The organism is Aeromicrobium sp. Root236, from assembly GCF_001428805.1.
In the GTDB taxonomy this organism is placed as follows: domain Bacteria; phylum Actinomycetota; class Actinomycetes; order Propionibacteriales; family Nocardioidaceae; genus Aeromicrobium.
The window spans coordinates 2,033,674-2,055,918 of record NZ_LMIS01000001.1 but is presented as its reverse complement, the minus strand read 5'-3'; the positions used below and the strand labels follow the sequence as shown (position 1 = coordinate 2,055,918).

At 70.0% G+C, this 22,245-nt stretch carries 23 protein-coding genes and 1 riboswitch; of the genes, 11 read left to right on the top strand and 12 right to left on the bottom strand.

Annotated features, from left to right (window positions below):
• Positions 1–39 precede the first annotated feature (39 nt).
• Positions 40–1,083 carry a matrixin family metalloprotease gene (locus tag ASE12_RS10365; RefSeq protein ID WP_056400043.1) on the top strand — a complete coding sequence of 348 codons (1,044 nt, stop codon included), beginning with the start codon at positions 40–42 and terminating at the stop codon, positions 1,081–1,083.
• Here the strand turns inward: ASE12_RS10365 and ASE12_RS10360 are convergent.
• Together ASE12_RS10360 and ASE12_RS10355 are read right to left on the bottom strand one after the other, a co-directional pair.
• Positions 1,077–1,595 (bottom strand): DUF1772 domain-containing protein, encoded by a 519-nt coding sequence (locus tag ASE12_RS10360; RefSeq protein ID WP_056400040.1) that lies wholly within the window; start codon positions 1,593–1,595, stop codon positions 1,077–1,079. The genes ASE12_RS10365 and ASE12_RS10360 overlap by 7 nt on opposite strands.
• Complete coding sequence (locus tag ASE12_RS10355) at positions 1,592–3,031, bottom strand: MFS transporter (RefSeq protein ID WP_056400039.1); 1,440 nt, start codon at positions 3,029–3,031, stop codon at positions 1,592–1,594. Before ASE12_RS10355 ends, ASE12_RS10360 begins: the two co-directional genes overlap by 4 nt.
• Before the next feature lie 102 nt (positions 3,032–3,133).
• Here ASE12_RS10355 and ASE12_RS10350 point away from each other — a divergent pair, with 102 nt between their 5' ends.
• Positions 3,134–3,742 (top strand): TetR/AcrR family transcriptional regulator, encoded by a 609-nt coding sequence (locus tag ASE12_RS10350; protein ID WP_056400038.1) that lies wholly within the window; start codon positions 3,134–3,136, stop codon positions 3,740–3,742.
• A gap of 2 nt (positions 3,743–3,744) precedes the next feature.
• Here the strand turns inward: ASE12_RS10350 and ASE12_RS10345 are convergent, their stop codons facing one another.
• The 8 genes from ASE12_RS10345 to ASE12_RS10310 all read right to left on the bottom strand — a co-directional run bounded on the left by ASE12_RS10345 (position 3,745) and on the right by ASE12_RS10310 (position 12,486).
• On the bottom strand, positions 3,745–5,232 hold the full coding sequence (locus ASE12_RS10345; protein WP_157412889.1) for a DUF6297 family protein: 1,488 nt from the start codon (positions 5,230–5,232) through the stop codon (positions 3,745–3,747).
• Positions 5,229–5,867 carry an ABC transporter ATP-binding protein gene (locus ASE12_RS10340; protein WP_056400036.1) on the bottom strand — a complete coding sequence of 213 codons (639 nt, stop codon included), beginning with the start codon at positions 5,865–5,867 and terminating at the stop codon, positions 5,229–5,231. Before ASE12_RS10340 ends, ASE12_RS10345 begins: the two co-directional genes overlap by 4 nt.
• Positions 5,868–5,904: 37 nt before the next feature.
• Complete coding sequence (locus ASE12_RS10335; RefSeq protein ID WP_056400033.1) at positions 5,905–6,279, bottom strand: YchJ family protein; 375 nt, start codon at positions 6,277–6,279, stop codon at positions 5,905–5,907.
• A gap of 4 nt (positions 6,280–6,283) precedes the next feature.
• On the bottom strand, positions 6,284–9,403 hold the full coding sequence (locus ASE12_RS10330; protein ID WP_056400031.1) for a heterodisulfide reductase-related iron-sulfur binding cluster: 3,120 nt from the start codon (positions 9,401–9,403) through the stop codon (positions 6,284–6,286).
• Positions 9,404–9,501: 98 nt separating this feature from the next.
• The gene (locus ASE12_RS10325; protein ID WP_056400028.1) at positions 9,502–10,689 is read right to left on the bottom strand and encodes an MFS transporter; all 1,188 of its coding nucleotides are present in this window, start codon (positions 10,687–10,689) and stop codon (positions 9,502–9,504) included.
• A 99-nt stretch (positions 10,690–10,788) separates the two neighbouring features.
• Entirely contained in the window at positions 10,789–11,241 is a 453-nt protein-coding gene (locus ASE12_RS10320; RefSeq protein ID WP_056400026.1) for a GNAT family N-acetyltransferase, read from the bottom strand.
• Positions 11,238–11,783 (bottom strand): NUDIX hydrolase family protein, encoded by a 546-nt coding sequence (locus tag ASE12_RS10315; protein ID WP_056400024.1) that lies wholly within the window; start codon positions 11,781–11,783, stop codon positions 11,238–11,240. The genes ASE12_RS10320 and ASE12_RS10315 overlap by 4 nt, the downstream gene beginning before the upstream one ends.
• Positions 11,784–11,817: 34 nt before the next feature.
• Entirely contained in the window at positions 11,818–12,486 is a 669-nt protein-coding gene (locus ASE12_RS10310; RefSeq protein ID WP_056400023.1) for a GPP34 family phosphoprotein, read from the bottom strand.
• A 38-nt stretch (positions 12,487–12,524) separates the two neighbouring features.
• On the opposite strand from ASE12_RS10310, the gene ASE12_RS10305 reads away from it, so the two are divergent.
• The 5 genes from ASE12_RS10305 to ASE12_RS10285 all read left to right on the top strand — a co-directional run bounded on the left by ASE12_RS10305 (position 12,525) and on the right by ASE12_RS10285 (position 17,136).
• A complete protein-coding gene (locus ASE12_RS10305; RefSeq protein WP_056400022.1) occupies positions 12,525–13,898 on the top strand; it encodes an FAD-binding oxidoreductase in 1,374 nt (457 codons plus the stop codon).
• 13 nt (positions 13,899–13,911) lie between these two features.
• Positions 13,912–14,021, top strand: a riboswitch (TPP riboswitch).
• Complete coding sequence (locus ASE12_RS10300) at positions 14,011–14,628, top strand: ECF transporter S component (protein ID WP_056400021.1); 618 nt, start codon at positions 14,011–14,013, stop codon at positions 14,626–14,628. It overlaps the preceding riboswitch by 11 nt.
• A complete protein-coding gene (locus tag ASE12_RS10295; protein WP_056400020.1) occupies positions 14,629–16,020 on the top strand; it encodes an ABC transporter ATP-binding protein in 1,392 nt (463 codons plus the stop codon).
• A complete protein-coding gene (locus ASE12_RS10290) occupies positions 16,017–16,718 on the top strand; it encodes an energy-coupling factor transporter transmembrane protein EcfT (RefSeq protein ID WP_056400017.1) in 702 nt (233 codons plus the stop codon). Before ASE12_RS10295 ends, ASE12_RS10290 begins: the two co-directional genes overlap by 4 nt.
• A 46-nt stretch (positions 16,719–16,764) precedes the next feature.
• Complete coding sequence (locus tag ASE12_RS10285; RefSeq protein ID WP_056400016.1) at positions 16,765–17,136, top strand: hypothetical protein; 372 nt, start codon at positions 16,765–16,767, stop codon at positions 17,134–17,136.
• Here the strand turns inward: ASE12_RS10285 and ASE12_RS10280 are convergent.
• Together ASE12_RS10280 and ASE12_RS10275 are read right to left on the bottom strand one after the other, a co-directional pair.
• Positions 17,114–17,590: a hypothetical protein gene (locus ASE12_RS10280; RefSeq protein ID WP_056400014.1), complete on the bottom strand. Its 477-nt coding sequence runs from the start codon at positions 17,588–17,590 to the stop codon at positions 17,114–17,116. The two genes, ASE12_RS10285 and ASE12_RS10280, sit on opposite strands and share 23 nt — an antisense overlap.
• A 5-nt stretch (positions 17,591–17,595) precedes the next feature.
• Positions 17,596–18,246, bottom strand: a complete 651-nt coding sequence (locus tag ASE12_RS10275; RefSeq protein WP_056400012.1) for an SDR family NAD(P)-dependent oxidoreductase — start codon at positions 18,244–18,246, stop codon at positions 17,596–17,598.
• Between the two features lie 104 nt (positions 18,247–18,350).
• Between ASE12_RS10275 and ASE12_RS10270 the strand changes: the two genes are divergently transcribed.
• The 4 genes from ASE12_RS10270 (at position 18,351) to ASE12_RS10255 (ending at position 22,213) form a co-directional block, all read left to right on the top strand.
• Complete coding sequence (locus ASE12_RS10270; RefSeq protein ID WP_056400010.1) at positions 18,351–18,809, top strand: MaoC family dehydratase; 459 nt, start codon at positions 18,351–18,353, stop codon at positions 18,807–18,809.
• 1 nt (position 18,810) lies between these two features.
• Positions 18,811–20,025: an acyl-CoA dehydrogenase family protein gene (locus ASE12_RS10265; RefSeq protein WP_056400006.1), complete on the top strand. Its 1,215-nt coding sequence runs from the start codon at positions 18,811–18,813 to the stop codon at positions 20,023–20,025.
• Between the two features lie 2 nt (positions 20,026–20,027).
• The gene (locus ASE12_RS10260) at positions 20,028–20,825 is read left to right on the top strand and encodes an SDR family oxidoreductase (RefSeq protein WP_056400001.1); all 798 of its coding nucleotides are present in this window, start codon (positions 20,028–20,030) and stop codon (positions 20,823–20,825) included.
• Between the two features lie 143 nt (positions 20,826–20,968).
• On the top strand, positions 20,969–22,213 hold the full coding sequence (locus ASE12_RS10255) for an HNH endonuclease signature motif containing protein (RefSeq protein WP_056400000.1): 1,245 nt from the start codon (positions 20,969–20,971) through the stop codon (positions 22,211–22,213).
• The last annotated feature ends 32 nt before the right edge of the window (positions 22,214–22,245 follow it).

Here is a 22,245-nt window from a genome sequence, read left to right as displayed (position 1 = left end):
CGCGAGCGCCACCCGGTCTCCGTGGTTCATCCTGTCGGGGTGAAGGGACGATCCGGTCGCGGCGCTGACAAGGGCGACGAGCGCATGCAGCGCCGCCTGCGCGAGATCGCCGAGCGCGCCGAGCGGGAGGGGCGAGACCTTCCGCCGATGCCTCCCCGCGCGCCGGACCCGACCCCGCACCGGCCGACGTACGCCCCGCAACCGTCGCGCGCGTACGTCCCCTCGGCGCCACCTCCACCACCGTCCCCGTTCCTCGTTCCGCCGACGAAACGCCGGCTCCAGCTCAGGTGGCTGTTCGTCGGCCCGGTCCTGCTGATCTTCCTGACCACCCAGATCGTGTCGGGCATCGGCCGAATCGGCGGCGATGGGCCACAGGGGTGGACCTCCAAGGCTGATCCCCGTGCGGAGCTCGCGGCGAACCTCGTGGCGCCCGCTGGCGCGGCCTCGAGTCCGTTGGGCCGACCGCCGACCAACGTGCCCCGTGCCGACACGTACATCTTCATGCGCCAGCAGCCCAGGACCGGGGAGCCCGTCACGTACGACCCGTGCGCCCCCATCCACTACGTCGTCAACGACCGAACGGCCTTCGACGGTGTCCGCGACGAGCTCGACGCCGCCATCGACCAGGTGGAGAAGGCGACCGGTCTCGTCTTCGTCGACGACGGTTCGACCGACGAGGCACCGATCGCCGATCGGGCCCCGCGGAACCAGCGGCACTACGGCAAGTCGTGGAGCCCGGTGCTCGTGGCGTTCAGCGACTCCAAGGAGTACGACGGGCTTGACGGAGGGATCATCGGCCTCGGTGGCAGCGTCAGGATCAGTCAGGGTGACCAGCAGTGGTACGTCTCGGGTCAGGCGGCCTTCGACGGGCCGGAGCTGCGCAGGGTCTATCGGACCTCGAACGGGCCGGCGCAGGTGCGGGCGATCATCATGCACGAGCTCGGACACCTCGTGGGTCTCGGCCACGTCAGCAACCGCCGCGAGATCATGAAGCCCGTCACCTCGCGCAAGATCACGACCTGGGGTCCCGGCGACCGAGCCGGCCTGGCCCGGCTCGGCCTCGGCAACTGCATGACCTACTGAGCCAGCAGCTCCCTCCGGCGTCCGTCGACCGGATCCGGCTCGAGCGTGGCCCGACGGTGGACGCCTGAGGCGACGAGCAGGCAGCCGTACGCCAGCAGGGCCGCACCGGTGCGTACGGCGTGGGCGACCTGCCAGCGGTCCCGGTCGCTCGCCCAGTCGCTCGGTGGCCGGGCGATCGACCAGTCCCGCTGATCGGCGTTGATCGGCAGGTTGACCACGACCGTCGTCATGAACACGACGAGCAGCAGCACCAGCGCGACCGAGTAGAGACCCAGGCCGGGTGCCCCACGCCTGAGTCCCAGGCAGACCAGGATGATCACGGCCGCCGCGGTCGGCAGGAGCATCGCGGTGGCGAGCACGTCCAGGTGGTCGAGCTCGACCTGGCGCACCTGGGTGTACGCCGATGCGCCCAGGTCACGCATCGACAGCTCGAGCACCATGACCGTGACCAGGAAGCCCGTGAAGAGGCCGCCGAGCACCAGGCTGACGACACGGGAGATCGACTCGGTCATGCTGCGGCTTCCTGCAGCTCGCGGGTGTTGGTCGTACGCAAGCCCGTCAGCGCGCCGGCGACGAGGAAGATGCTGCCGAACAGCAGCCCGCGCTGGAACCCTTCGACGAGCGCGGCAGGAGGAGCGCCGTGGCCGGCCAGGACATCGTTGGTCCGTGAGGTGGCGATCGCGGAGAGCACGGCCAGGCCGAGCGCGCCGCCGACCTGCTGCGACGAGTTGAGCAGCGCGGCGGCCAGGCCGGCCTGCTCCTCGGGCACCCCGGCGTTGGCGGCGTTGATGAGGGCCACGAAGACGAGCCCGATGCCCGACGACATCACGATCATGCCCGGCAGCAGGTCCGACACGTACGAACCGTCGACCGGCATCAGCGAGAACAGGTAGATCCCGATCGCGGTCACCAGGCCGCCGGTGACCACCAGGACTCGAGTGCCCACCTTCGCGATCAGCGCCGTCGCGATACCGGCAGAGACGCCGATCACGACGCAGACCGGGAGATACGCCAGTCCCGTCTGGATGGGGGAGAACCCGAGGATGCCCTGCATGTAGAGGCTCAGGAAGAAGAACATCGAGATGAACCCCGCGAACGCGACGAACTGGGTGATGTTGGCGGCTGCGAGCCCGCGGACCTGGAAGATCGTGAACGGGACGAGCGGGTTGCGGGTGCGGCTCTCGACCCAGATGAAGAGGGCGGCCAGCACGACCGTTCCGGCCAGCCCGGCGATCGTCCGCGCGGCGTCCCAGCCGCGGTCGGGAGCCTCGACGAGCGTGTAGACCAGCAGCAGCATGGCTCCCGTCGCCAGGATCGTGCCGACCAGGTCGAAGCCGCGGCGACGCACGGCCGGGCGGTCGTCGGGGATCACCGCGTAGATCGCCGGGAGCAGGATGGCGCAGATGACCGGGTTGATGAACATGACCCACCGCCAGCCGGGTCCCTCCGTGAGCACGCCGCCCAGCAGCACGCCGACGGCTGACGCGAGGCCGCCGACCGCGGCCCAGGCGCCGAACGCCTTGTGGCGGTCCGGGCCGTCGGTGAACGTCGTGGTGATGATCGAGAGCGTCGCGGGAATCGTGAGGGCTGCCCCGACGCCCTGCACGAGCCGGGCGCCCACCAGCACGGTGGAGGTGTCGGCGAATCCGCCGACGAGCGACGAGATGCCGAACAGTGCGATGCCGGCGACGAGCACCCGCCGGCGTCCCAGCAGGTCGGCCGCCCGGCCGCCGAGCAGCATGAAGCCGCCGTACGTCAGCAGGTAGGCGCTGGGCACCCACTGGAGCTCCTGGACGGAGAAGCCGAGGTCGTCCCGGATGGCCGGCAACGCGACGTTGACGATCGTGACGTCGATGAGGTCGAGGAACCCGACCGAGCACAACAGGATGAGGATGAGCTTGCCTCGCGACGTGGCGAGGACAGACGGTTCTGCAGTCGTCGATGACATGATTGCCCCTTTATTGAGTCTCTACTCAGATAAAGATGACATATCCTGAGTTGAAACTCAATAAAGATGGCCGAACGAGTTCCGGACGCTAGGGTGATGGGGATGACCGAGACCCCGAAGCGCCGCGGCCGACCGCCCTCAGGAGGGCGTGAGGAGATCCTGCGCGCCACCAAGGAGCTGCTTCGCGAGAAGGGCATGGCCAAGGTCACGACGCGTGACGTCGCCGCGCGTGCCAAGGTCTCCGAGGGCAGCGTGTTCTATCACTTCGAGGACCGTTTCGGCCTGCTCAAGGCGGTCTTCGAGAACACGCTCGAGCCCATGCACCTCGACCGGATCGACCCCGAGACGGACGACCTCCGCACCACCGTGACGGCGATGTCCGAGGGCATCGAGACGTTCCTCAACGGCAGCCTCGACGTCATGATGGCGGCGCAGTCCGATGCCGGCCTCCGCGACTCCCTGCACGCCTACATGCACGAGAGCGACTACGGGCCGCACCGCGGCATCGCGAACATCGCGCTCTACGTCACGGCCAAGCAGGACGCCGGTGTCGTACGCCCGGACGTCGACCCCAAGGTCGTCGCGGCGATGATCGTCAACGACGCGCTCCAGCGGGCCGCCGTGCCCAAGCTGATCGGCAGCCGCAAGGGGATCCAGCCACGCCCTGCGTTCATCGACACCCTGATGGCGATGTTGGCGCCTCCGGCCTGACCTCAGTCGCGGCGGACGACGATGCCCAGGACGCCTGCGGAGAGCAGCAGCGACACGAACGCACCGGTGGAGGTGGGCGAGATCAGGATCGGCGCCGTCGCGAGGACCAGCACGTCGAAGCCGCGCAGCAGGCTGAAGGCCAGACCCGGCGGGATGCCACCGGCGGGTGACGACACGAGGCTTTGGGCGTAGCTCGGCGGCGGTGCCAGGAGCCAGCGCGCCATCGCGGCCAGCGCCGTCATGCCCATGGCGACCGCGATCGAGATGCTCGCCGCCCAGGTCGCGGACGTCCCCGCGTGCACAGCCGGCAGGGCGGCGAGCGACCACAGCAGGGTGACGGCTGCGGGTACGACCAGGCAGGCGCCGCGCACGGTCGCGGCGGGCATGGGGAAGCACCGCACGAGGCCGGCGTTGCGACTCGTCGTACGCAGCGCCGAGCACAGCGGCACGCCGGTCACGAACAACGTCAGCGCACCGGCGAGGACCACGAGCGTGCGGAGGTCGACCGCGTGTACCAGGTAGGGCACGACGACCGCCCCGGCCAGGATCAGCAGCGAGGGCACGGAGCGTCGAAGCCTGATGACGTCGCGCCACACCAGGGCCCACGGCCCCTTCGGACCGCTGCGTACGGGCTTGACGGTCGAGCGGATCAACCACTTCTGGGCGACCAGGATGTCGTACATCATCGTCAGGTCGAGGCCGGCGAGCGCGCCGGAGAGGTTGGCCAGCAGGGCGCCGCCCGGCACGAGCCGGTTGCGGTGGATCCGCGACAGGTTGCGGGCCCCGGCGATCACCAGGCCCAGGGCACCGATCCAGATCGCGCCGGCGATCGTCGCCCCGGTGACGGCAGTCCACGGCGCTGAGGTCGGAGCCGACGGCATGACGTCGGACGCGATGAACACCAAGGCCACCCAGGTGGCGGTGCCCAGGAGCCACGCGAGGATGCGAACGATCCAGCCGCCGCGAGGCTGCGCCAGGGCAGCGAGCATCGCTGCGGCGATCCCGCTGGCCATGGCGGCGGCCGCGACGAGCCCGATGGCCGGAGGATCGAAACCGGCGAGGGTGGAGGCGATCGATCCGACGACGGCGGCGGCGAGGGCGGATATGGCGGCGACGAGGCCCAGGCGCGGCCGCAGCACGGCGGCGCGGTCGACCGGGGTCGCGAGCAGCCAGGAGCCTTCGGCGGGCGACACCTGGACGGGACCGAGGACGCGCGCCAGTGCCAGCGTGACCGCGAGCATCGCTGTGAGGCACACCCACGTCGACGAGAACCGGGCGTCCGAGCACTCCGATGTCGTGCAGCTGTCCGCGATGCTGAGGCGGGTCTGGTGGATCGCGCTGATCGCCATCGCCGACAGCATGGTGGTCGCGAAGAGCGCGATGTACGCGTCCGACAGCACCTCCATCAGGGTCGTGTCAGCACGCCCGCGCCGCCACTCCCGCGCCTGCCGGCGCAGCTCCCGGACGTCGCGCCGGGAAGCTCGGGTCACCGAGCCTCCAGGGCCAGCACGTCGTCGGCGACGGCCTCGACGAGTGTCGTGTCGTGGCTGACCAGCAGGATGCCGAGGCCCTGCTGCTTCTCGGCGTTGAGCCGGTCCGCGAGCCAGGCCAGGCCGCCGGCGTCGAGCCGTTGCTCCGGCTCGTCGAGGATCAGCAGGCGTCGAGGACGTACGAATGCGGTGGCGAGCGCGAGGCGGCGGCGCTGGCCCGACGACAACGTGCCGGGCAGCTGGCCGGCCTGGGCGAGGAGGCCGACGTCGGTGAGCACGGCGTCGACCACCTCCTCGACCTCCTCGATGCTGTGAGCCCGCGCCAGCAGATCGAGGTGCTCGACGACGCTGAGGTCGGGGAAGAAGCTCATGTCGTCCATCACGACGGCCAGGTCGCGGCGTACGGCGGGTGACCGCTCGTCGAGTGCCGCGCCGTCCAGCTCGATCGTGCCGGCGGTCGGCTCGTCGGCGCCGGCGATGCAGCGCAGGGCCGTCGACTTGCCCGAGCCGTTGGGCCCGGTGATCGCCAGGGCGCGGCCCGCCTCGAGGTCGAGGTCGAGATCGGTGATGACGTCGAGGTTACCGAACCGGCGGTGCAGGCCGCGGACGCGCAGCAGCGGAGGCGTCTGGGACATGCCGACACGCTATCCCTCGCTCCGCAGCGCCTTGGCGTCAGCCGATGCCGTCGACGTACAACCAGCGGCCGTCCTCGCGGACGAACCTGCTGACCTCGTGCTGGCTGCCCTTGCCGGTGGGCGAGCGATGGTACGCCCGGAACTCCACGACACCCTCGGTGTCGAACGGGCCGCCGCGCTCGGTGCGGAGGACGTCGAGCCGGTACCACCGACGGTCTGCGTCGAGCGTCAGGTCGTCCGGCCGGGTGGTGGGGTGCCACGTCCCCGACAGGTGGTCGGCGTCGCCGACCGCGAACGCGCTGTAGCGCGAGCGCATCAGCTGCTCGGCGGTCTGCGCGGTCGACGTGCCGGCGTGCAGCGCGCCGCAGCACGCCTCGTACGTCAGCCCGCTCAGGCAGGGGCAACGGGTCATGGCGCTACGACTTGGGCTGGTCGTCCTCGTCGTCCGTGTCGCCGGCACCGGCCGCCTTGCTGAGATCGGCCCCGCTGGGGTTGGCGTCGGTCAGCGGTGCGGCGTCCTCGGACACCGGATCGGCGGTGGACTCGGCGTCCTCGACCGCGATGATGCCAGCCTCCTCCTCGCGGGCGTCCTCCTCGACGGGTTCGGTCTCGTCAGGGACGTCCGTGACCGTCTCGGCCGGCATCTCGTCGGGGTCCTTGGTCGCCGGCAGCTCCGGCTCGTTGTCGGACTCCTCGGGGACGAGCTCGGTCTCCGGGTCGGTGGTGTCGCCGGGGTCCTTGTCGCTGGACGACGACTCGGACGTTGCGCCTGTCGCCTCGGACGTTGAGCCTGTCGAAGCGTCGTCGGACGGCGTCAGGTCGGTGTTGACCGGGCCGACGTTGGCCCAGGCCGCCTTCTCCTTCTCGCTCGCGTCGCGATCGTCGACCGGCTCGTCGGCCTCGTCGGACGCGGAGTCCTCGGGCGTCGAGCCTGTCTCCTCGGACGTCGAGCTCGTCTCCTCGGCCGTTGAGCCTGTCGAAGCGTCCTCGGCCGGCGTCTCGTCGACCGTCTCGGTCGCCTCGGCGGCGGGGCCGACGTCCTCGGTCTTGCTGAGCGACTCGTCGGCCTTGTCCTCGGCGTCCGGCTCAGCCTCCTCGGCGGGGTCAGCCTTGGCCTCGGGCTCGGGCGCCTCGGCCTTCACCGGCTCCGGAGCGGCCGGGGCGTTGTCGTCGGAGCGCGCCTCGGGGGCGTCGCCCGTACGGGATCCCTCGTCGTCGACGTCGATGTTGTGGGCAGCAGCGGCAGCCTTGTCGGTGTCGGTGACCGCGTCGGGTCCACCCGAGCCCGACGACGGGCCGGCCGGCGAGTCCGTTGCCGCCTCCGCCTCGGCAGACGTGGCTGCCTCAGCCTCGGCGACGACCGCTGCGGTCTCCTCGGCCGACGGAGCGCGCTTGACGCCGGCGAGCAGCATCTGCGCGACGTCGAGCACCTCGACCTCCTCGCGGGCGGCGCCCTCGGACTGCTTGAGGGTCAGGCCGTCCGACAGCATGACGCGGCAGAACGGGCAGCCGACGGCGATCTGGTCGGCACCGGTGGCGATGGCCTCCTCGGTGCGGTTGACGTTGATCCGCGATCCGAGGGTCTCCTCCATCCACATGCGGGCACCGCCGGCGCCGCAGCAGAACGACTTCTCGGAGTTGCGCGGCATCTCGGTGAACTCGGCACCGGGGATGACGCTGAGCAGCTCGCGCGGCGGCTCGTAGACCTGGTTGTGGCGGCCCAGGAAGCACGGGTCGTGGTAGGTGATCTTCTTGGTCTCGGTCTCCGCCGTCGGCGCGACCGGGGTCAGCTTGCCCTCGCGGACGAGCCGGTTGAGCAGCTGCGTGTGGTGCACGACCTCGAGCTCGACACCGAACTCGGCGTACTCGTTCTTGAGCGTGTTGAAGCAGTGGGCGCAGGTCGAGACGACCTTCTTGACCTTGGTCTCCTTGAACACCTCGGCGTTCTGCATCGCGAGCTGCTGGAAGACGATCTCGTTGCCCGCGCGGCGGGCGGGGTCACCCGTGCAGGTCTCGCCGTCGCCCAGGACCGCGAACGTCACGCCGGCCATGTCGAGAAGCTCGGCGACGGCCTGCGTCGTCTTCTTTGCCCGGTCCTCGAACGCGCCGGCGCAGCCGACCCAGAACAGCCACTCGACCTCGTCGAGGTCCTCGACGTCGACGCCGACCTGCTTGACCTCGAAGTCGAGCTTCTTGGCCCAGTCCATGCGGCCCTTGGGGTCCATGCCCCACGGGTTCCCCTTGCGCTCGAGGCCCTTGAAGATGTTGTTGAGCTCGGCCGGGAAGTTGGACTCGACGAGCACCTGGAACCGGCGCATGTCGTCGATGTGGTCGACGTGCTCGATGTCGACGGGGCACTGCTGCACGCAGGCGCCGCAGTTGGTGCAGGACCACAGCACGTCGGGGTCGATGACGCCGTAGGCCTCGGCGTTGCCGATCAGCGGGCGCTCGAGCTCGGCCTTCTGCTCGTCGGTGAGCGTCTCCTCGTCCTGGCCGAGGATCGGCAGCTTCGCGTACGCGTGGTCACGGAGACCCATCATGAGGAGCTTGGGCGACAGGGGCTTCTCGGTGTTCCATGCGGGGCACTGGCTCTGGCAGCGGCCGCACTCGGTGCACGTCGTGAAGTCGAGGATGCCCTTCCACGAGAAGTCCTCGACCTTGCCGACGCCCAGCTTGGCGAAGTCCTCCTCCTCGAGGTCGTCCATGTCCTCGAGGTCGAGCGCCTTGCCCTTGATGTAGATCGGCTCGAGGCCGCCCAGGGCGGTGGAGCCGTCGGATTCGCGCTTGAACCAGATGTTGAACCACGCGGTGAAGCGGTGCCAGGCGACACCCATCGTGATGTTGCGGGCGATCGTGATGAGCCACGTCATCGACACGACGATCTTGATCATCGCGATGATGTAGACGAGGTTCTCCATGGTGTCGACCGAGAGGCCGTCCCACAGGTCGCCGAGGAAGAACGTCATCGGGTAGTGGAACGTCAGGTCGTCGGCGCCGTGCGCCTTCTCCATGGCGTACTCGAGGGTGCGCAGTGTGAAGCCGCAGAGCACGACGACGAAGATGATGGTCTCGACGAAGTAGGCCTGCCAGAACGTCGAGCCGAAGAATCGCGACTTGCGGCCGAGGCTGCGCGGGTGGTTCTTCTGGCGTACGGCGATGAGGAAGACGATGCCGATCAGCGTCAACCACGACAGGACCTCGGCGGGCCACTCGTAGATGACCCAGTGGCCGATGATCGGGAGCGCCTGGTGGGCGTCGAAGACCTGGAAGTAGGCGCCCAGCACCATCGAGCTCAGGTAGATGAACCCGGCGAACACGAACCAGTGCATGATGCCGATCCACGTCCACTGGAGCATGCGGGTGTGGCCCAGCGTCTCCTTGAACATGTTGGCCCAGCGGGCACCCTTGTTGTCGGTGCGGCCGATCGCGGGCTGACCCTTGCGGATCACGGCGACCATGTCCTTGACGGCCTTCACTGCCAGAGCCACCGCGACCGCGGTGATGGCAAGTGACACGACTATGGCGACGACACGCATGGGAGCCCCTTCGAACCGTGACAGTACGGCTGACATTAACCCGTCAGTAACCATGATGCTCAGTTAGGCCAGCCAAAGCGAGGTTGGTGCGGCGTACGTCACAGGGGCTGCTGGCTGCGCTCCCCACGGACGGGGACCAGCGGGATCGCCAGCAGCGGGAACACCGCGACGAGCGCGAACGCGAACCCGTAGCCCCGTCCCGAGACGAGCGCACCGACCACCGGCGGGACGAGGGCCGAGGCGACGTACTGGCCGGTGTTCTGCAGGCCCATGGCGCGACCCGACCAGTACGGCCCGCCGATCTCCGCGACCGCGGTGAACGCCAGGCCGTTGTCCGCGACGGTCACCGCAGTGGCGATGACGATCAGGGCGATGGCCAGCGGTGTGCCGGACAGCAACCCCAGCGAGAGCATCGTCGCGGTGGCCGCGATCGCGACCGAACGCATCGGACCGAGGCGGCTGCCGACCCGGTCGGACCACCAACCCGCGCCGATCCGGCCGGCCGCGCCGAGCAGCTGCGTCGATGCGACCAGGGCGCTGGCGGCGAACGTCGACCAGCCCTTGTCGTCGATGAGCCACACGAGCATGTAGGTCCACACCGTGAACTGCGGGACGACGAGCAGCGCCGACGCGAGGTGGATGCGCCAGAGCCGCGAGTCGCGGGTGTACGGGTTGTCGAGGTGCCCGAGGTCGGCTGCCTCGCTGCGGGTGGGCCGCGGCGGGTCGACGATCAGGACGGCGCACAGGACCGTGGCGGCGGCGCAGATCCCCGCGATGAGGAGCAACGTCGTGGACAGGCCGTGCGCCTTGACGACGTTGGGCACCAGCAGCGCGGCGAGCCCGACGCCGAGCGGCAGGCCGGTCTGGCGGATGCCCATCGCCGTGCCACGGCGATTCGCGGGGAACCACCCGACGACGACGCGGCCACTCGCCGAGTTGGTGCTGCCGGCGCCGATGCCGCCGACGAGGAACCACAGTCCGAGCCCGAGTAACGAGTCGCTCTGGCTCGCGCCGAGCACACCGACCGTGACGATCGCGAGGCCCGCGGTCATGGCCGCCCGCTCACCGATACGGTCGACGACGAGCCCCCAGACGATGAGCGTGCACATCGTCCCGGCCATGGGTGCGGCGGCGATCGTGCCCGCCTCGACGAGGCTCAGTCCGCGCTCGAGGTGCAGGTAGGGGATCAGGAACGGCGCGCCGTTGACGTAGATCGTCCCGGCGATCTGCCCGACCATGGAGACGGCGAGCATGAGCCAGCGATTGGGCGTGCGCTGCTCGGCCATGTCCACATCCTGATACGAATCGTCTCAGTATGCAGACTACCGCATTCGGTCCTTGAGCTTGTCGAAAGGCCTTTCGACAAGCTCAAGGTGCGTGATCGCTCAGAGGTACTTCTTCATCCCGATGTGGCTGCCGACGAAGCCGAGGCGCTCGTAGAAGGCGTGGGCCCGTACGCGTTCGCGGTTGGTCGTGAGCTGCATCCGCGCGGCTCCACGGCGACGCGCCTCGTCCTCGATGAATGCCATAAGCGTCGCGCCGAGGCCTTGCCCGCGCCGGGCCGCGGACGTCCGTACGGCCTCGACCTGGCAGTAGAGCCCACCGTCGGCGGCGAGCATGCGCATCCAGGTGACCTGCGCGGTGCACACCACGACGCCGTCGAGCTCCCCGACGAGCAGGTCCTGCTGCGGGTCCGCGGTGATCTCCTCGATCGCCGCCCGCTGGTTGTCGGTGACCTCGGCCGGCTCGTCGTAGTAGTGCATCGAGTCCTCGGCCGTCAGTCCGAGGATCGCCTCGAGGTCGTCCGGCGTGGCCGGCCGGATGCGTAGCTCGGTCACTGGGGCAGGGCGCCGACCGACGCCAGCGCTTCCTTGAGCAGCGCGCCGCGGCCGCCCTCCATGTCGTTGAGCACCTCCGGCATGGCCGCCTCTTCCGGCGTCAGCCAGGTGAGCTCGAGGGCGTCCTGGCGCGGGTTGCACTCACCGCTGACCGGCACGACGTACGCGAGCGACACCGCGTGCTGCCTCGGGTCGTAGAGCGTCGAGACACCGGGCAGCGGGAAGTACTCGGCGACCGAGAACGGCACGGTCGACGCCGGCAGCTGGGGGAACGCCGTCGGACCGAGGTCCTTGGCGAGGTTGCGCAGCAGCGCCTCGCGTACGGACTCGCCGTGCATGACCCGGCCCGACACGAGGGTGCGGGTCATGACGCCGGTGGTCGACGAGCCACGCAGCAGGATGCCGATCGACTCGACCTGTCCGAGCGCGTTGATGCGGACCGGGACGGCCTCGACGTAGAGGATCGGGACACGGGCCCTGGTCTCGTCCAGGGCGAAGTCCGGGAGCCAGCCCGGATTGGGATCAGGTGTGCGCACGGACATGCGCACATTGTGTCGTACGCGTCGAAGCCGTGGGTCAGCTCGACCCGGCCGCGCTCGCCGCAGTGGCCGCCACGATGCCCGCGGTGACGGCCGATTGCGCCGCCTGGATCGCCTTGCGTACGTCTTCGCTGGCCCAGTCGCCCTCGGCGATGGTCTTGGCGCGCTCCTTGGCGAGCTTGCGCTCGGGCTTGTCGACCAGCAGCTTCGTCAGGTCGGCGGCGGACAGCAGGCCGATCAGCGGTCCGGTCTCGGCGTCGGCGGGCTGGCCGTGGAGGAGACTCGCGCGGACGCGGTTGACCAGGTCGTTGCGTCGGCCGGTGTCGACCACGTCATAACGGCTGAGGGGAAAGATGCCGAGAGCCTTGGCCGGCCTTTGACGCAGCCGCCCCTTGGCCACGAGCGCGGCCGAGACCTGCTTGCGGCCGTGCTTGCCGAGCCTCGTGACGGTGTTCTGCGAGGTCTGGCGGCCGCGGTTGCGGACCCGGGCGAACGCCTGCTCGAGGAGCGGGTCGTCGACCGGCGCGTGGCTGTCGACCACGACGCGCGCCTTGCGGCCCTGACCGTCGAACGAGATCCGGCCCGCCGCCACGAGGTCGAGCAGGTGTGCGCCACCGATCACCGGGTCGGCCTTGATGGAGTCGAGCTGGGGCTTGCCGCTCTCAGGATCGGTGACGATCAACAGCAGGTCTTCTGCGGTGGTCATGCAGCCACGCTAGTCACGGCGGGTGTCAGCATGGAAGCGTGATCAACGGCGGCGTCTCGTTCTGGTGGCAACAGGTCGGCGTCCCGGAGCCACGCCCTGGTCTCGACGGCGACCTCGACTGCGACGTCTGCATCGTCGGCGCGGGACTCACCGGGCTCTGGACGGCGTACTACCTGTCGGCGCTCGACCCGGATCTCGACATCGTGGTGCTCGAGGCCGAGTTCGCCGGCTACGGCGCCTCGGGACGCAACGGCGGGTGGCTGTCGGCCGAGCTGTCCGGCAGCAAGGAGCGGTACGCCGCGACGCACGGCCGCGAGGGCGTCACGGCATTGGTCTCGTCGATGGAGTCGGCGGTCGACGAGGTCATCGAGGTGTGCCGTACGGAGGGCATCGACGCCGACATCGTGAAGCACGGCGTGCTCTACGTCGCCCGGTCGGCGGCGCAGCTCAAGCGGATGCATGAGGGTCTCCTCAGCGATCGCGCGTGGGGCATCGGCGAGAGCCACCAGCGGGAGCTGACCGGCGCCGAGCTGCGCGACCGCCTGCGCGTCGAGGGTGCGCTCGGTGCCACCTTCAGCCCGCACTGCGCGCGGGTGCAGCCGGCCAGGCTCGTGGCCGGTGTCGCGGCGGCGGTCGAGCGACGCGGCGTACGCATCCTCGAGCAGACCCGGGCGACCAGCATCGAGGCCGGCGTCGTGACGACCGAGCGGGGTCGGGTGCGGGCGGGCCGCATCCTGCGCTGCCTCGAGGGCTACACGGCCGGCATCCGCGGGCAGCGGCGCACGTGGCTGCCGATGAACTCCGCGATGATCGTGACGGAGCCACTGTCCGACGACGTGTGGGACGCGATCGGCTGGCGCGGCGCCGAGCTGCTCGGCGACAACGCGAACGCCTACTGCTACGCCCAGCGGACCGTCGACGGGCGCATCGCGCTGGGTGGCCGCGGCATCCCGTATCGCTTCGGCTCGGCCACCGACGTCGACGGTCGTACGCAGGACTGGACCGTCGAGTCGCTCACCTCGATCCTGCACGGGATGTTCCCGGCGACCCGCGACGCCCGGATCGACCATGCGTGGTGCGGCGTGCTCGGGGTGCCGCGCGACTGGTGCGCCAGCGTGACGTTCGACCCGGCGACCGGCCTCGGCTGGGCGGGCGGCTACGTGGGGAGTGGCCTCACGACGACCAACCTCGCCGGCCAGACCCTCGCGGACCTCGTGCTGGGCCGCGACTCCGATCTCGTGCGCCTGCCATGGGTCAACCGCGACGTACGCCGCTGGGAGCCCGAGCCGCTGCGCTGGCTGGGCGTACGCGCGATGTACGGCCTCTACCGCGAGGCGGACCGGCGCGAGAGCAACGGCCTCGCCCGCCCGAGCCGCCTGGCCAGGATCGGCGACAGGCTCACGGGGAGATAGCGGTACAGTCGAGTCACCAAGACAGGGGAGCGCCACGCAGAGGGCGCTGAGAGTGCGGATCAGCCGCAGACCCTTGAACCTGCACCGGTTAGTACCGGCGAAGGGAGTCACGATGAGTTCTGCAACCACGTCCAAGACCAGGTTCAACGTGCATCACCGCACGATCGACCTGGTCACCATCACCGTCCTCGCAGTAGCGTTCGGCGTCATCTACTGGGGCTGGGACAAGATCTACGAGCCGGTCAGCGGCTTGGCGGTGTTCTCCTATCCGCCGAGCTCTGGCCTCCTCGGCGGCATCTGGCTCACCGCCGGTGTCGTCGGCGGTCTGGTCGTCCGCAAGCCGGGCGCCGCCTTCGCGACCGAGTTCCTCGCCGCGGTGGTCTCCACGATCATCGTCGGCGGCAACCAGTGGGGATTCAGCACGTTCGCCGCTGGCTTCTGGCAGGGCCTGGGTGCCGAGGTGATCTTCCTCCTGCTGTTCTACCGCCGCTTCGGCGTCGCGGTCGCGGCGGCTGCCGGTGCTCTCGCCGCGACGTTCGAGTCCGTCTACGAGTGGAGCGCGTACTGGGCCGACTGGGACATGGGCTACAAGCTCGCCTACCTGGGCTTCTTCGCCGTGTCGGGCGCGGTCGTTGCAGGCGTGGGCGGTTTCTACCTCGTGAAGGCGCTGGCCAAGGCCGGCGTGCTCGACGCGTTCCCGGCGGGTCGCGAACAGGTCGCCGAGGTCTAGGTGAGCCTGGGTGGAGCCCGCTTCGAGGGCTTCACGTGGCGGCCCCTCGGCCGGCGCAACCCCGTCGTCGCCGGGCTCGATCTCACGGTCGAGCCCGGTGAGCGGGTGCTGCTGGTCGGCCCGAGCGGCGCCGGCAAGTCGACGCTCCTGTACGGCCTCGCGGGCGCGCTCGGCACGACGATCGCCGGTGAGCTGAGCGGCACCGCAGAGGTCGACGGCCGCCTCGGCCTGCTCCTGCAGAACCCCGCCGACGCGATCGTCGCCGAGCGCATGGGCCGCGACGTGGCCTTCGGCCCCGAGAACGCCGGGATGTCCCGTGGGGAGATCTGGCCGCGGGTCGACGAGGCGCTCGAGTCGGTGGGGCTGGCGTACGGGCGCGATCACTTCAGCGCTGCCCTGTCCGGCGGCGAGCAGCAGCGCCTGGCTCTCGCCGGGGTGCTGGCGATGCGGCCGGACGTGTTGCTGCTCGACGAGCCCACCTCGATGCTGGACGCCGGCACCTCGGCCGGCGTGCGCGACGCGATCCTGTCGGCCGTCGACGGCCGTACGTTGCTGGTCGTCGAGCACCGCATCGAGCCGTGGCTGGAGCACGTCGACCGGGTCGTCGTGCTGTCGGCCGAGGGCACGATCGTGAGCGACGGCACCGTGCGAGCCTTCCTCGACGGGCCACCGCCGGAGGGTGTCTGGATGCCGGGCATGACGAAGCCGGCGCCCTTGGACGTGCCAGCCGACCTCGTGCGCCTCGACGACGAGGCACTCGCGATCGCTGCCACCGACGTGTCGGTCGAGCTCGTCACGCGTACGCTCCGCGGCACGCAGCGGACCCAGGCCTTGACCGCGCTGACGACGTCGATCACCCCTGGACGTACGACGGCGTTCACGGGGCCGAGCGGCGCCGGCAAGTCGACGGCGCTGGCCGTGCTCGGCGGACTGCTCAAGCCCGGCAGTGGCACGGTGACCCCGGACCTGCGGAGGTGGCGGTCGCCGAAGCTCGCCGGTGCCGTCGGCTGGGTCCCGCAGAACCCCGAGCACGGCTTCCTCACCTCGACCGTGGGCGACGAGGTGCGCCACACCGCGCACAAGCTCGGCCGCGAGGTCGACATGGAGCAGGTGCTCGAGGTCTTCGGGCTCGGGCGCTTCGCGGGCTCCAACCCGTACCGGCTGTCGGGTGGTGAGCAGCGGCGCCTCGCGCTCGCCGCCGCGCTGGCGCACCGGCCGGGTGTCGTGCTGCTGGACGAGCCGACGGTGGGCCAGGACCCGAGCACGTGGGCGGCGGTCGTCGGCTGGATCTCCGCCGCGCGCGATGCCGGGGCGACCGTTGCCCTGTCGACCCACGACTCCGACGTCCCGGTCGACGTCGAGCACCAGATGCGCGACGGGGTGCTCGCATGAGGACGCTGGTCCTGAGGGTCAATCCGCTCGTGCAGCTCTCGGTCGGCCTGTTCTCGCTGCTCGGCTCGTTCTGGATCCGCAGCCTGCCGGTCGCGCTGATCGCCGTCGGCGCGTACGTCCTGGTGGGGCTGTTGCTCCTGCCGGGCTGGCGCTACCCACTGGCGTGCCTCGGCTTCACGGCGATCGCTGCGGTGACGATCGTCTATTCGACGTGGCGCCTCGGCGGCCGTGACGTCGAGGAGGCGTTCACGGCCGGCCTGCGCATCGTGGTGCTTGCTGGTCCGGGCTCCGTGATGGCGGGCTACGTCGATCCGTCGCGGTTCGCCGACTACCTCGCCCAGACCCTGCACCTGCCGGCGCGGCTGATCGCGGCGTTCGCGGCGGCGCTGCAGAAGTTCACCGGCTTCGGGCTCGCGTGGCAACAGCTCGAGCGCGTACGCCGCGTGCGCGGCTTCGGTCCGTCCCGCAACCCCTTGGCGAACGGTCGCTACGCCGCCAACATGTCGTTCGCGCTGCTCGTGCAGGCGCTGCGAGGTGCCTCGGCGACGTCGATCGCGATGGATGCGCGGGGGTTCGCGACGGCGCAGGACCGCACCTGGGCCGAGCCGGCGCCATGGACGCGGCTCGACCGGTGGGCCGTGGTCGTCGCTGCCGTGTTGGGCTGTGCGCCGATCATCGCCCGACTTGCCGGAGCTTGACCTCGGAGGTCATCGACACGGTTCGGCGTACGCGGGAGGCTGAGGCATGAGCGTTGTCGCCGCCGTCGCCCTGGTGCTCTCAGGGGTGATCCACCTGCTCCCGCTGATCGGCGTCGCCGGCCCATCGCGTGTGGCTCGCACGTACGACGTCCGCGTCGACGGCCCCGATCTCGCCGTCCTGCTGGTGCACCGGGCGGTGCTGTTCGGACTGCTCGGGGCCGTGCTGATCGTCGGGGCGTGCGTCGACGACCTGCAGCCGTACGCCATCGGCGCCGGGCTGGCGAGTGACCTCGCGTTCCTGGTCGTGGCCCGCGCGAATCCCGGCATCAACGCGGCGATGCGTCGAGTCGTACGGGCGGACGTCGTGTCGGTCGTGCTGCTGGTCGTCGCCGGGGTCAGCTGGTCTGTTGCTCGCTGAGCAGCCGGATCTGGGTGATGACGTCCTGCCCTGCGTGGAACAGCGGCGAGAGCGGGTGCCGCCCGAACCCGAGGTCGTCCTCGGCGGCTTCGGCCGTACGCCCGCCGCCGACGGTGAGCAGCTGGAATCGCACGCGGCCCACGGCGGGCAGGTCGAAGGACGTGGTCGGCTCGGTCTGGCCGACGAACACCTGGGCCATGGCGACGAACGCGCGGGTCGCCTCGGCGACGGGCTCGTGCTCACCGGCGCCGATCGTGCCGCCGCCAGTGCTGAAGTACATGCTCGTGGTGCCGTCGATCAGCGACACGATCGTGACGACCGCTGCGTCGTAGCCGGTCTCCATGAGCACGCCGTAGACGCGCTCGGGGTCGGCGTCGACCGTGAGGCCGAGATCTGCTGGGGACGTCGACAGGACGAGCCGGCGCAGGCCCGCGCTGCCCTCGGACTCGCTCACGCCGGTCAGTCCACCACGTGCTGGAAGCCGGCACGCTCGCGGTGCTGGCGCCAGAGCAGCTCGGCCACGTCGGCGGGATCGTGCTTGAGTCCAGGCCCCAGACCGCCGACGATCGCGGTGTGGGCGACGTGGACGCCTTCGCCCGCAAGGGACTCGTGGAGCAGCCGGGCGTACGCGACCTCCGCGGCGTTGGAGACGGCCGAGCTGGCCCGGTCGGCCCTCGGTGCGACGGCCGCCCCTCCGGTGGTGAACAGCAGGGTGCCGGCGCCGCGTTCGCGCATCGGCGGGAGCGCCGCCTCGACGGCGTCGACCGCCCCGAGGACGGCCAGCTCCAGCGCGGCGCCCAAGTCTGCGGACGAGGTCTCGGTGACGGGCCGGATCCAGTCGACCGACGCCAACGGGCTGTAGAGCAGCACGTCGACAGGGCCGATGGTGTCGGCGAGGTGCGCGAGCGCGGCGGTCGCTGCTCCCGGACTGCGGAGGTCGGCCGGCTCTGCGGCGGCGGTGATGCCCTGGTCCATCAGCCTGTCGGTGAGCTCGCGCAGGCGGCCGGCGCTGCGGGAGACCAGTCCGACGTCGAATCCTTCGGCGCCGAATCGTGTGGCTGCGGCCATTCCCAGGTTGGGGCCGGCCCCGACGATCGCGAGAGTTGGCATGGCTTCGACGATAGCTCCGGCGCACGAGGCCCTCTGGCGCGCGGGCCGTCGGACGTACTAAGGTGCCGAACTAAGCAAGCGCTTAGTGACCCCGGAGGTACTTCATGCCACGCGTGTTCGACAGTCTCGACGACTTCAAGGCCGCCGCCGGGGAGGTGCTCGGCACCAGCGACTGGATGACCATCACCCAGGAGCAGGTCAACACGTTCGCGGACGCGACGCACGACCACCAGTGGATCCACGTCGACCCGGAGAAGGCCGCCAAGGGCCCGTTCGGCGGGACGATCGCGCACGGCTACCTCACGTTGTCGCTGCTGCCGGCGTTCGCCGAGGAGATCTACACGATCAGCGGACTGGCGTTCGGGATGAACTACGGCACCAACAAGGTGCGGTTCCCCAGCCCCGTCCCGGTCGGCGCCAGGCTGCGGGCCACGGCGACCCTCAAGGAGACGTCCGACATCGCGATCGGCACGCAGACCGTCGTCAGCTTCGTGATCGAGATCGACGGTGCGGACAAGCCCGCCTGCGTGGCCGAGGTCGTCTACGTCATGGCAGGTGCGTGAGATGGACTTCGCCCACGACGCCAGGACGCAGGACCTGATCGGCCAGATGGAAGCGTTCATGGACGAGGTCATCTATCCGGCCGAGCCCACGGCCCACGAGCAGATGCAGGCCGCGATCAAGGACGACTCGTGGTCGCCCCCGGCGATCCTCGAGGACCTCAAGGCCGAGGCCAAGAAGCGCGGGCTCTGGAACTTCTTCCTCCCGGGGGGCGAGGGCGCCGGGCTGACCAACCTCCAGTACGCCCCGCTGGCCGAGATCACCGGCCGCAGCATCCAGCTCGCGCCGGCCGCGATCAACTGCGCAGCTCCGGACACCGGCAACATGGAGGTGCTGCACATGTTCGGCACGCCGGAGCAGAAGAAGCAGTGGCTCGAGCCGTTGCTCGCCGGCGAGATCCGGTCGTCGTTCGCGATGACCGAGCCCAAGGTCGCCTCGTCCGACGCCACCAACATCGAGACGGCGATCGTCAAGGACGGCGACGACTACGTCATCAACGGACGCAAGTGGTGGATCACCGGCGCGATGAACCCCAACGCCAAGATCTTCATCGTGATGGGCAAGACCGACCCGTCCGCCGAGCGGCACCGCCAGCAGTCGATGATCCTCGTCGAGCGCGACACCCCGGGCTTCGAGATCGAGCGCGGCATGCACGTGTTCGGCTACAACGACCGCGACCACGGCGGCCACGCCGAGATCTCGTTCACCGACGTACGCGTGCCGGCCGGCAACCTGATCGGACCGGAGGGCGAGGGGTTCGCGATCGCCCAGGCGCGCCTCGGACCCGGGCGCATCCATCACTGCATGCGGTCCTTGGGCATCGCCGAGCGTGCCGTCGAGATGATGAGCAAGCGTGCGCTCGACCGGGTCGCGTTCGGGAAGCCGATCGCCGACCAGGGTGTCGTCCGCGACTGGATCGCGGAGGCACGCGTACGCATCGAGCAGCTGCGCCTGCTGGTGCTCAAGACTGCGTGGCTCATGGACACCGCCGGCAACCGCGGCGCGCACACCGAGATCCAGGCCATCAAGATCGCCACGCCGCAGACCGTGGAGTGGATCCTCGACAAGGCGATCCAGGTGCACGGCGCCGGCGGCCTCAGCCAGGACTTCCCGCTCGCCGAGTGGTTCGCCGGCATCCGTACGCTGCGGTTCGCCGACGGTCCCGACGAGGTCCACAAGAACTCGCTGGCTCGCGCCGAGCTCAAGAAGCACGCCTGATCGTGGAGATCTCTGGCGCCAGCACGATCGTCACGGGTGCGGCGAGCGGCATCGGCGCGGCCATCGCGCAGCGGTTGCTCGAGCACGGTGCCTCGGTGGTCATCGGCGACCTGGACGGCGAACGGCTTGCCGAGACGGCTGAGCGGCTCTCCGCGTCGCACCCGGACCGGGTGTCGTACGTCGCGGGTGATGCGTCTGATGCCGGCCATGTGACCGCTCTGATCGAGGCGGCCGGCGTGGTCGATGCGTACTTTGCCAACGCCGGCGTCTTCAAGGGCTTCGGGCTCGAGGCGACGGATGACGAGTGGGCCCTGTCGTGGGACGTCAACGTCAAGGCGCACGTCGTCGCGGCTCGCGCGCTGGTGCCGGGGTGGCTCGATCGGGGCGCTGGGTGCTTCGTCAGCACGGCGTCGGCGGCCGGGCTGCTGACCCAGTTGGGCTCTCCGACGTACTCGACGACCAAGCACGCGGCCGTCGGTTTCGCCGAGTGGCTCGCCGCGACGTACGGCGACCGGGGCGTGCAGGTCTGCTGCCTGTGCCCCATGGGCGTACGCACCGACATGCTGGTCGAGGGCGAGACGAGCGCCGTCGGCGATGCCCGCCTCGGCATGAAGTCCGTCGTCACCGCGGGCGAGACGCTGTCGCCGCTGGCGGTGGCGGACGTACTGCTGGAGGCCGTGGCGGCAGGGACGTTCTTCGCCCTGCCGCATGCCGACGTCGGGGCGATGTATGCCCGCAAGGCCGCCGACGCGGATCACTGGATCGCCGGCATGCAGCGGTTCCGCGCCAGCCTGGAGTGAGTGGGGAGTGGGCGGAGCGGTGATGTGCATGTCGGTCGGCACCGGATATGTCGGCCCCGCTCCTTGAGCTCGTCGAAAGGAGTTGTCCACAGCCGGGATTGCAGCCGAAAAGGCGTGTCAGTGGTGGCGTCTAGGTTGGAAGTATGTTCACCGAAACCGCACCCGAGGCCGTGCTGGCCGAGGTGCGCGAACATGATTTCGGTGCCGACCCGGGTCCGAGGTTCGGGGCCAACCGGATCGACGCGATCATCGCGTTGGACCGGGCGATCAGCGCCGCCCAGGCTGAGCAGATGGCCCAGATCGCTGCCCTGCACGCGGAACGGGTCGCGTTGACCGGTGTCGGACGGCCCGATCCGACGGTCTCGGTGATCGGTGAGATCTCCATGGCCAGGAAGGTTGGCCTGGCCGCTGCGGGCACCCAGGTCGGCACCGCGCTGGGTGTGGAACGGTTGCCGCAGGTGCAGGCGTTGTTCCTGGCCGGGCAACTGTCCGAACCAGTGATCCGGGCCGTCGTCAACGAATCCGTGTCCCTGTCGGCGGATGACTTGTTGGTGCTCGATGGTGAGATCGCCGACCAGCTGGTCGGGCTCACCCGCCACGAGGCGGCACGGCTCACCGCACGGGCCGTGATCCGCCTCGACGCCGAAGCCGCCGCCACCCGGGCCGAACGCAACCGCGCCGACCAACGCGTCTCACTCTTTCCTGACGCCGACGGTGTCGCCCACCTGCACGCACGCGGGCCGGCCGAGCAGATCCTCGCCGCACACACGGCCCTGGACCAGCACGCTCGTGCCCTCCGTGCGGCCGGTGACCCACGCACCCTGGGGCAGATCATGACCCAAACCCTCGTCGAACGACTCACCGGACAGTCCCGTGCTGAGGACACCAACGTCGAGGTCCACCTCGTCATGGACGCAGAAACGTTCACCGGTCAAGACACCGGAGAACCGGTCGACCTGACCGGCTACGGCCCCCTCAGCCCCTCAGTGGCCGACGACATCATCGCCGGCGCACCCAACGCCTGGATCCGCAGATTCCTCGTCGACCCCGTCGACGGCACCCTGGTCGTCCGCGAACCCCGCCGCCGCCACTTCGACACCACCACCGCCAGCCACATACGCGCCCGCGACCAGAGGTGCCGCCAACCCGGATGTGATTTGAAGATCCGCCACCACGACCACATCCACGCCTACGCCGACGGCGGCCAAACCACCGCCACCAACGGTCAAGGCCTCTGCACCAGATCCCACACCCTCAAACACCTACCCGGCTGGACCGTCACCCCCGACGGCAACACCACGACCTGGCAGACCCCTACCGGCCACACCTACATCTCTCGACCACCGCCCCTGCTCCCCAAAGACCAACCCCACCACCCCCGCGAATAGGGCGGGACAAGCAGCGTGTGACGATCCCCGTT

Coding starts and splice junctions, on each gene's coding strand:
- ASE12_RS10285 (WP_056400016.1), top strand. CDS start 16,765: ATGAGCGTTGTCGCCGCCGTCGCCCTGGTGCTCTCAGGGGTGATCCAC.
- ASE12_RS10255 (WP_056400000.1), top strand. CDS start 20,969: ATGTTCACCGAAACCGCACCCGAGGCCGTGCTGGCCGAGGTGCGCGAA.
- ASE12_RS10360 (WP_056400040.1), bottom strand. CDS start 1,595: ATGACCGAGTCGATCTCCCGTGTCGTCAGCCTGGTGCTCGGCGGCCTC.
- ASE12_RS10325 (WP_056400028.1), bottom strand. CDS start 10,689: ATGGCCGAGCAGCGCACGCCCAATCGCTGGCTCATGCTCGCCGTCTCC.
- ASE12_RS10310 (WP_056400023.1), bottom strand. CDS start 12,486: ATGACCACCGCAGAAGACCTGCTGTTGATCGTCACCGATCCTGAGAGC.
- ASE12_RS10300 (WP_056400021.1), top strand. CDS start 14,011: ATGAGTTCTGCAACCACGTCCAAGACCAGGTTCAACGTGCATCACCGC.
- ASE12_RS10335 (WP_056400033.1), bottom strand. CDS start 6,279: ATGACCCGTTGCCCCTGCCTGAGCGGGCTGACGTACGAGGCGTGCTGC.
- ASE12_RS10355 (WP_056400039.1), bottom strand. CDS start 3,031: ATGTCATCGACGACTGCAGAACCGTCTGTCCTCGCCACGTCGCGAGGC.
- ASE12_RS10275 (WP_056400012.1), bottom strand. CDS start 18,246: ATGCCAACTCTCGCGATCGTCGGGGCCGGCCCCAACCTGGGAATGGCC.
- ASE12_RS10350 (WP_056400038.1), top strand. CDS start 3,134: ATGACCGAGACCCCGAAGCGCCGCGGCCGACCGCCCTCAGGAGGGCGT.
- ASE12_RS10290 (WP_056400017.1), top strand. CDS start 16,017: ATGAGGACGCTGGTCCTGAGGGTCAATCCGCTCGTGCAGCTCTCGGTC.
- ASE12_RS10270 (WP_056400010.1), top strand. CDS start 18,351: ATGCCACGCGTGTTCGACAGTCTCGACGACTTCAAGGCCGCCGCCGGG.
- ASE12_RS10340 (WP_056400036.1), bottom strand. CDS start 5,867: ATGTCCCAGACGCCTCCGCTGCTGCGCGTCCGCGGCCTGCACCGCCGG.
- ASE12_RS10315 (WP_056400024.1), bottom strand. CDS start 11,783: ATGTCCGTGCGCACACCTGATCCCAATCCGGGCTGGCTCCCGGACTTC.
- ASE12_RS10330 (WP_056400031.1), bottom strand. CDS start 9,403: ATGCGTGTCGTCGCCATAGTCGTGTCACTTGCCATCACCGCGGTCGCG.
- ASE12_RS10265 (WP_056400006.1), top strand. CDS start 18,811: ATGGACTTCGCCCACGACGCCAGGACGCAGGACCTGATCGGCCAGATG.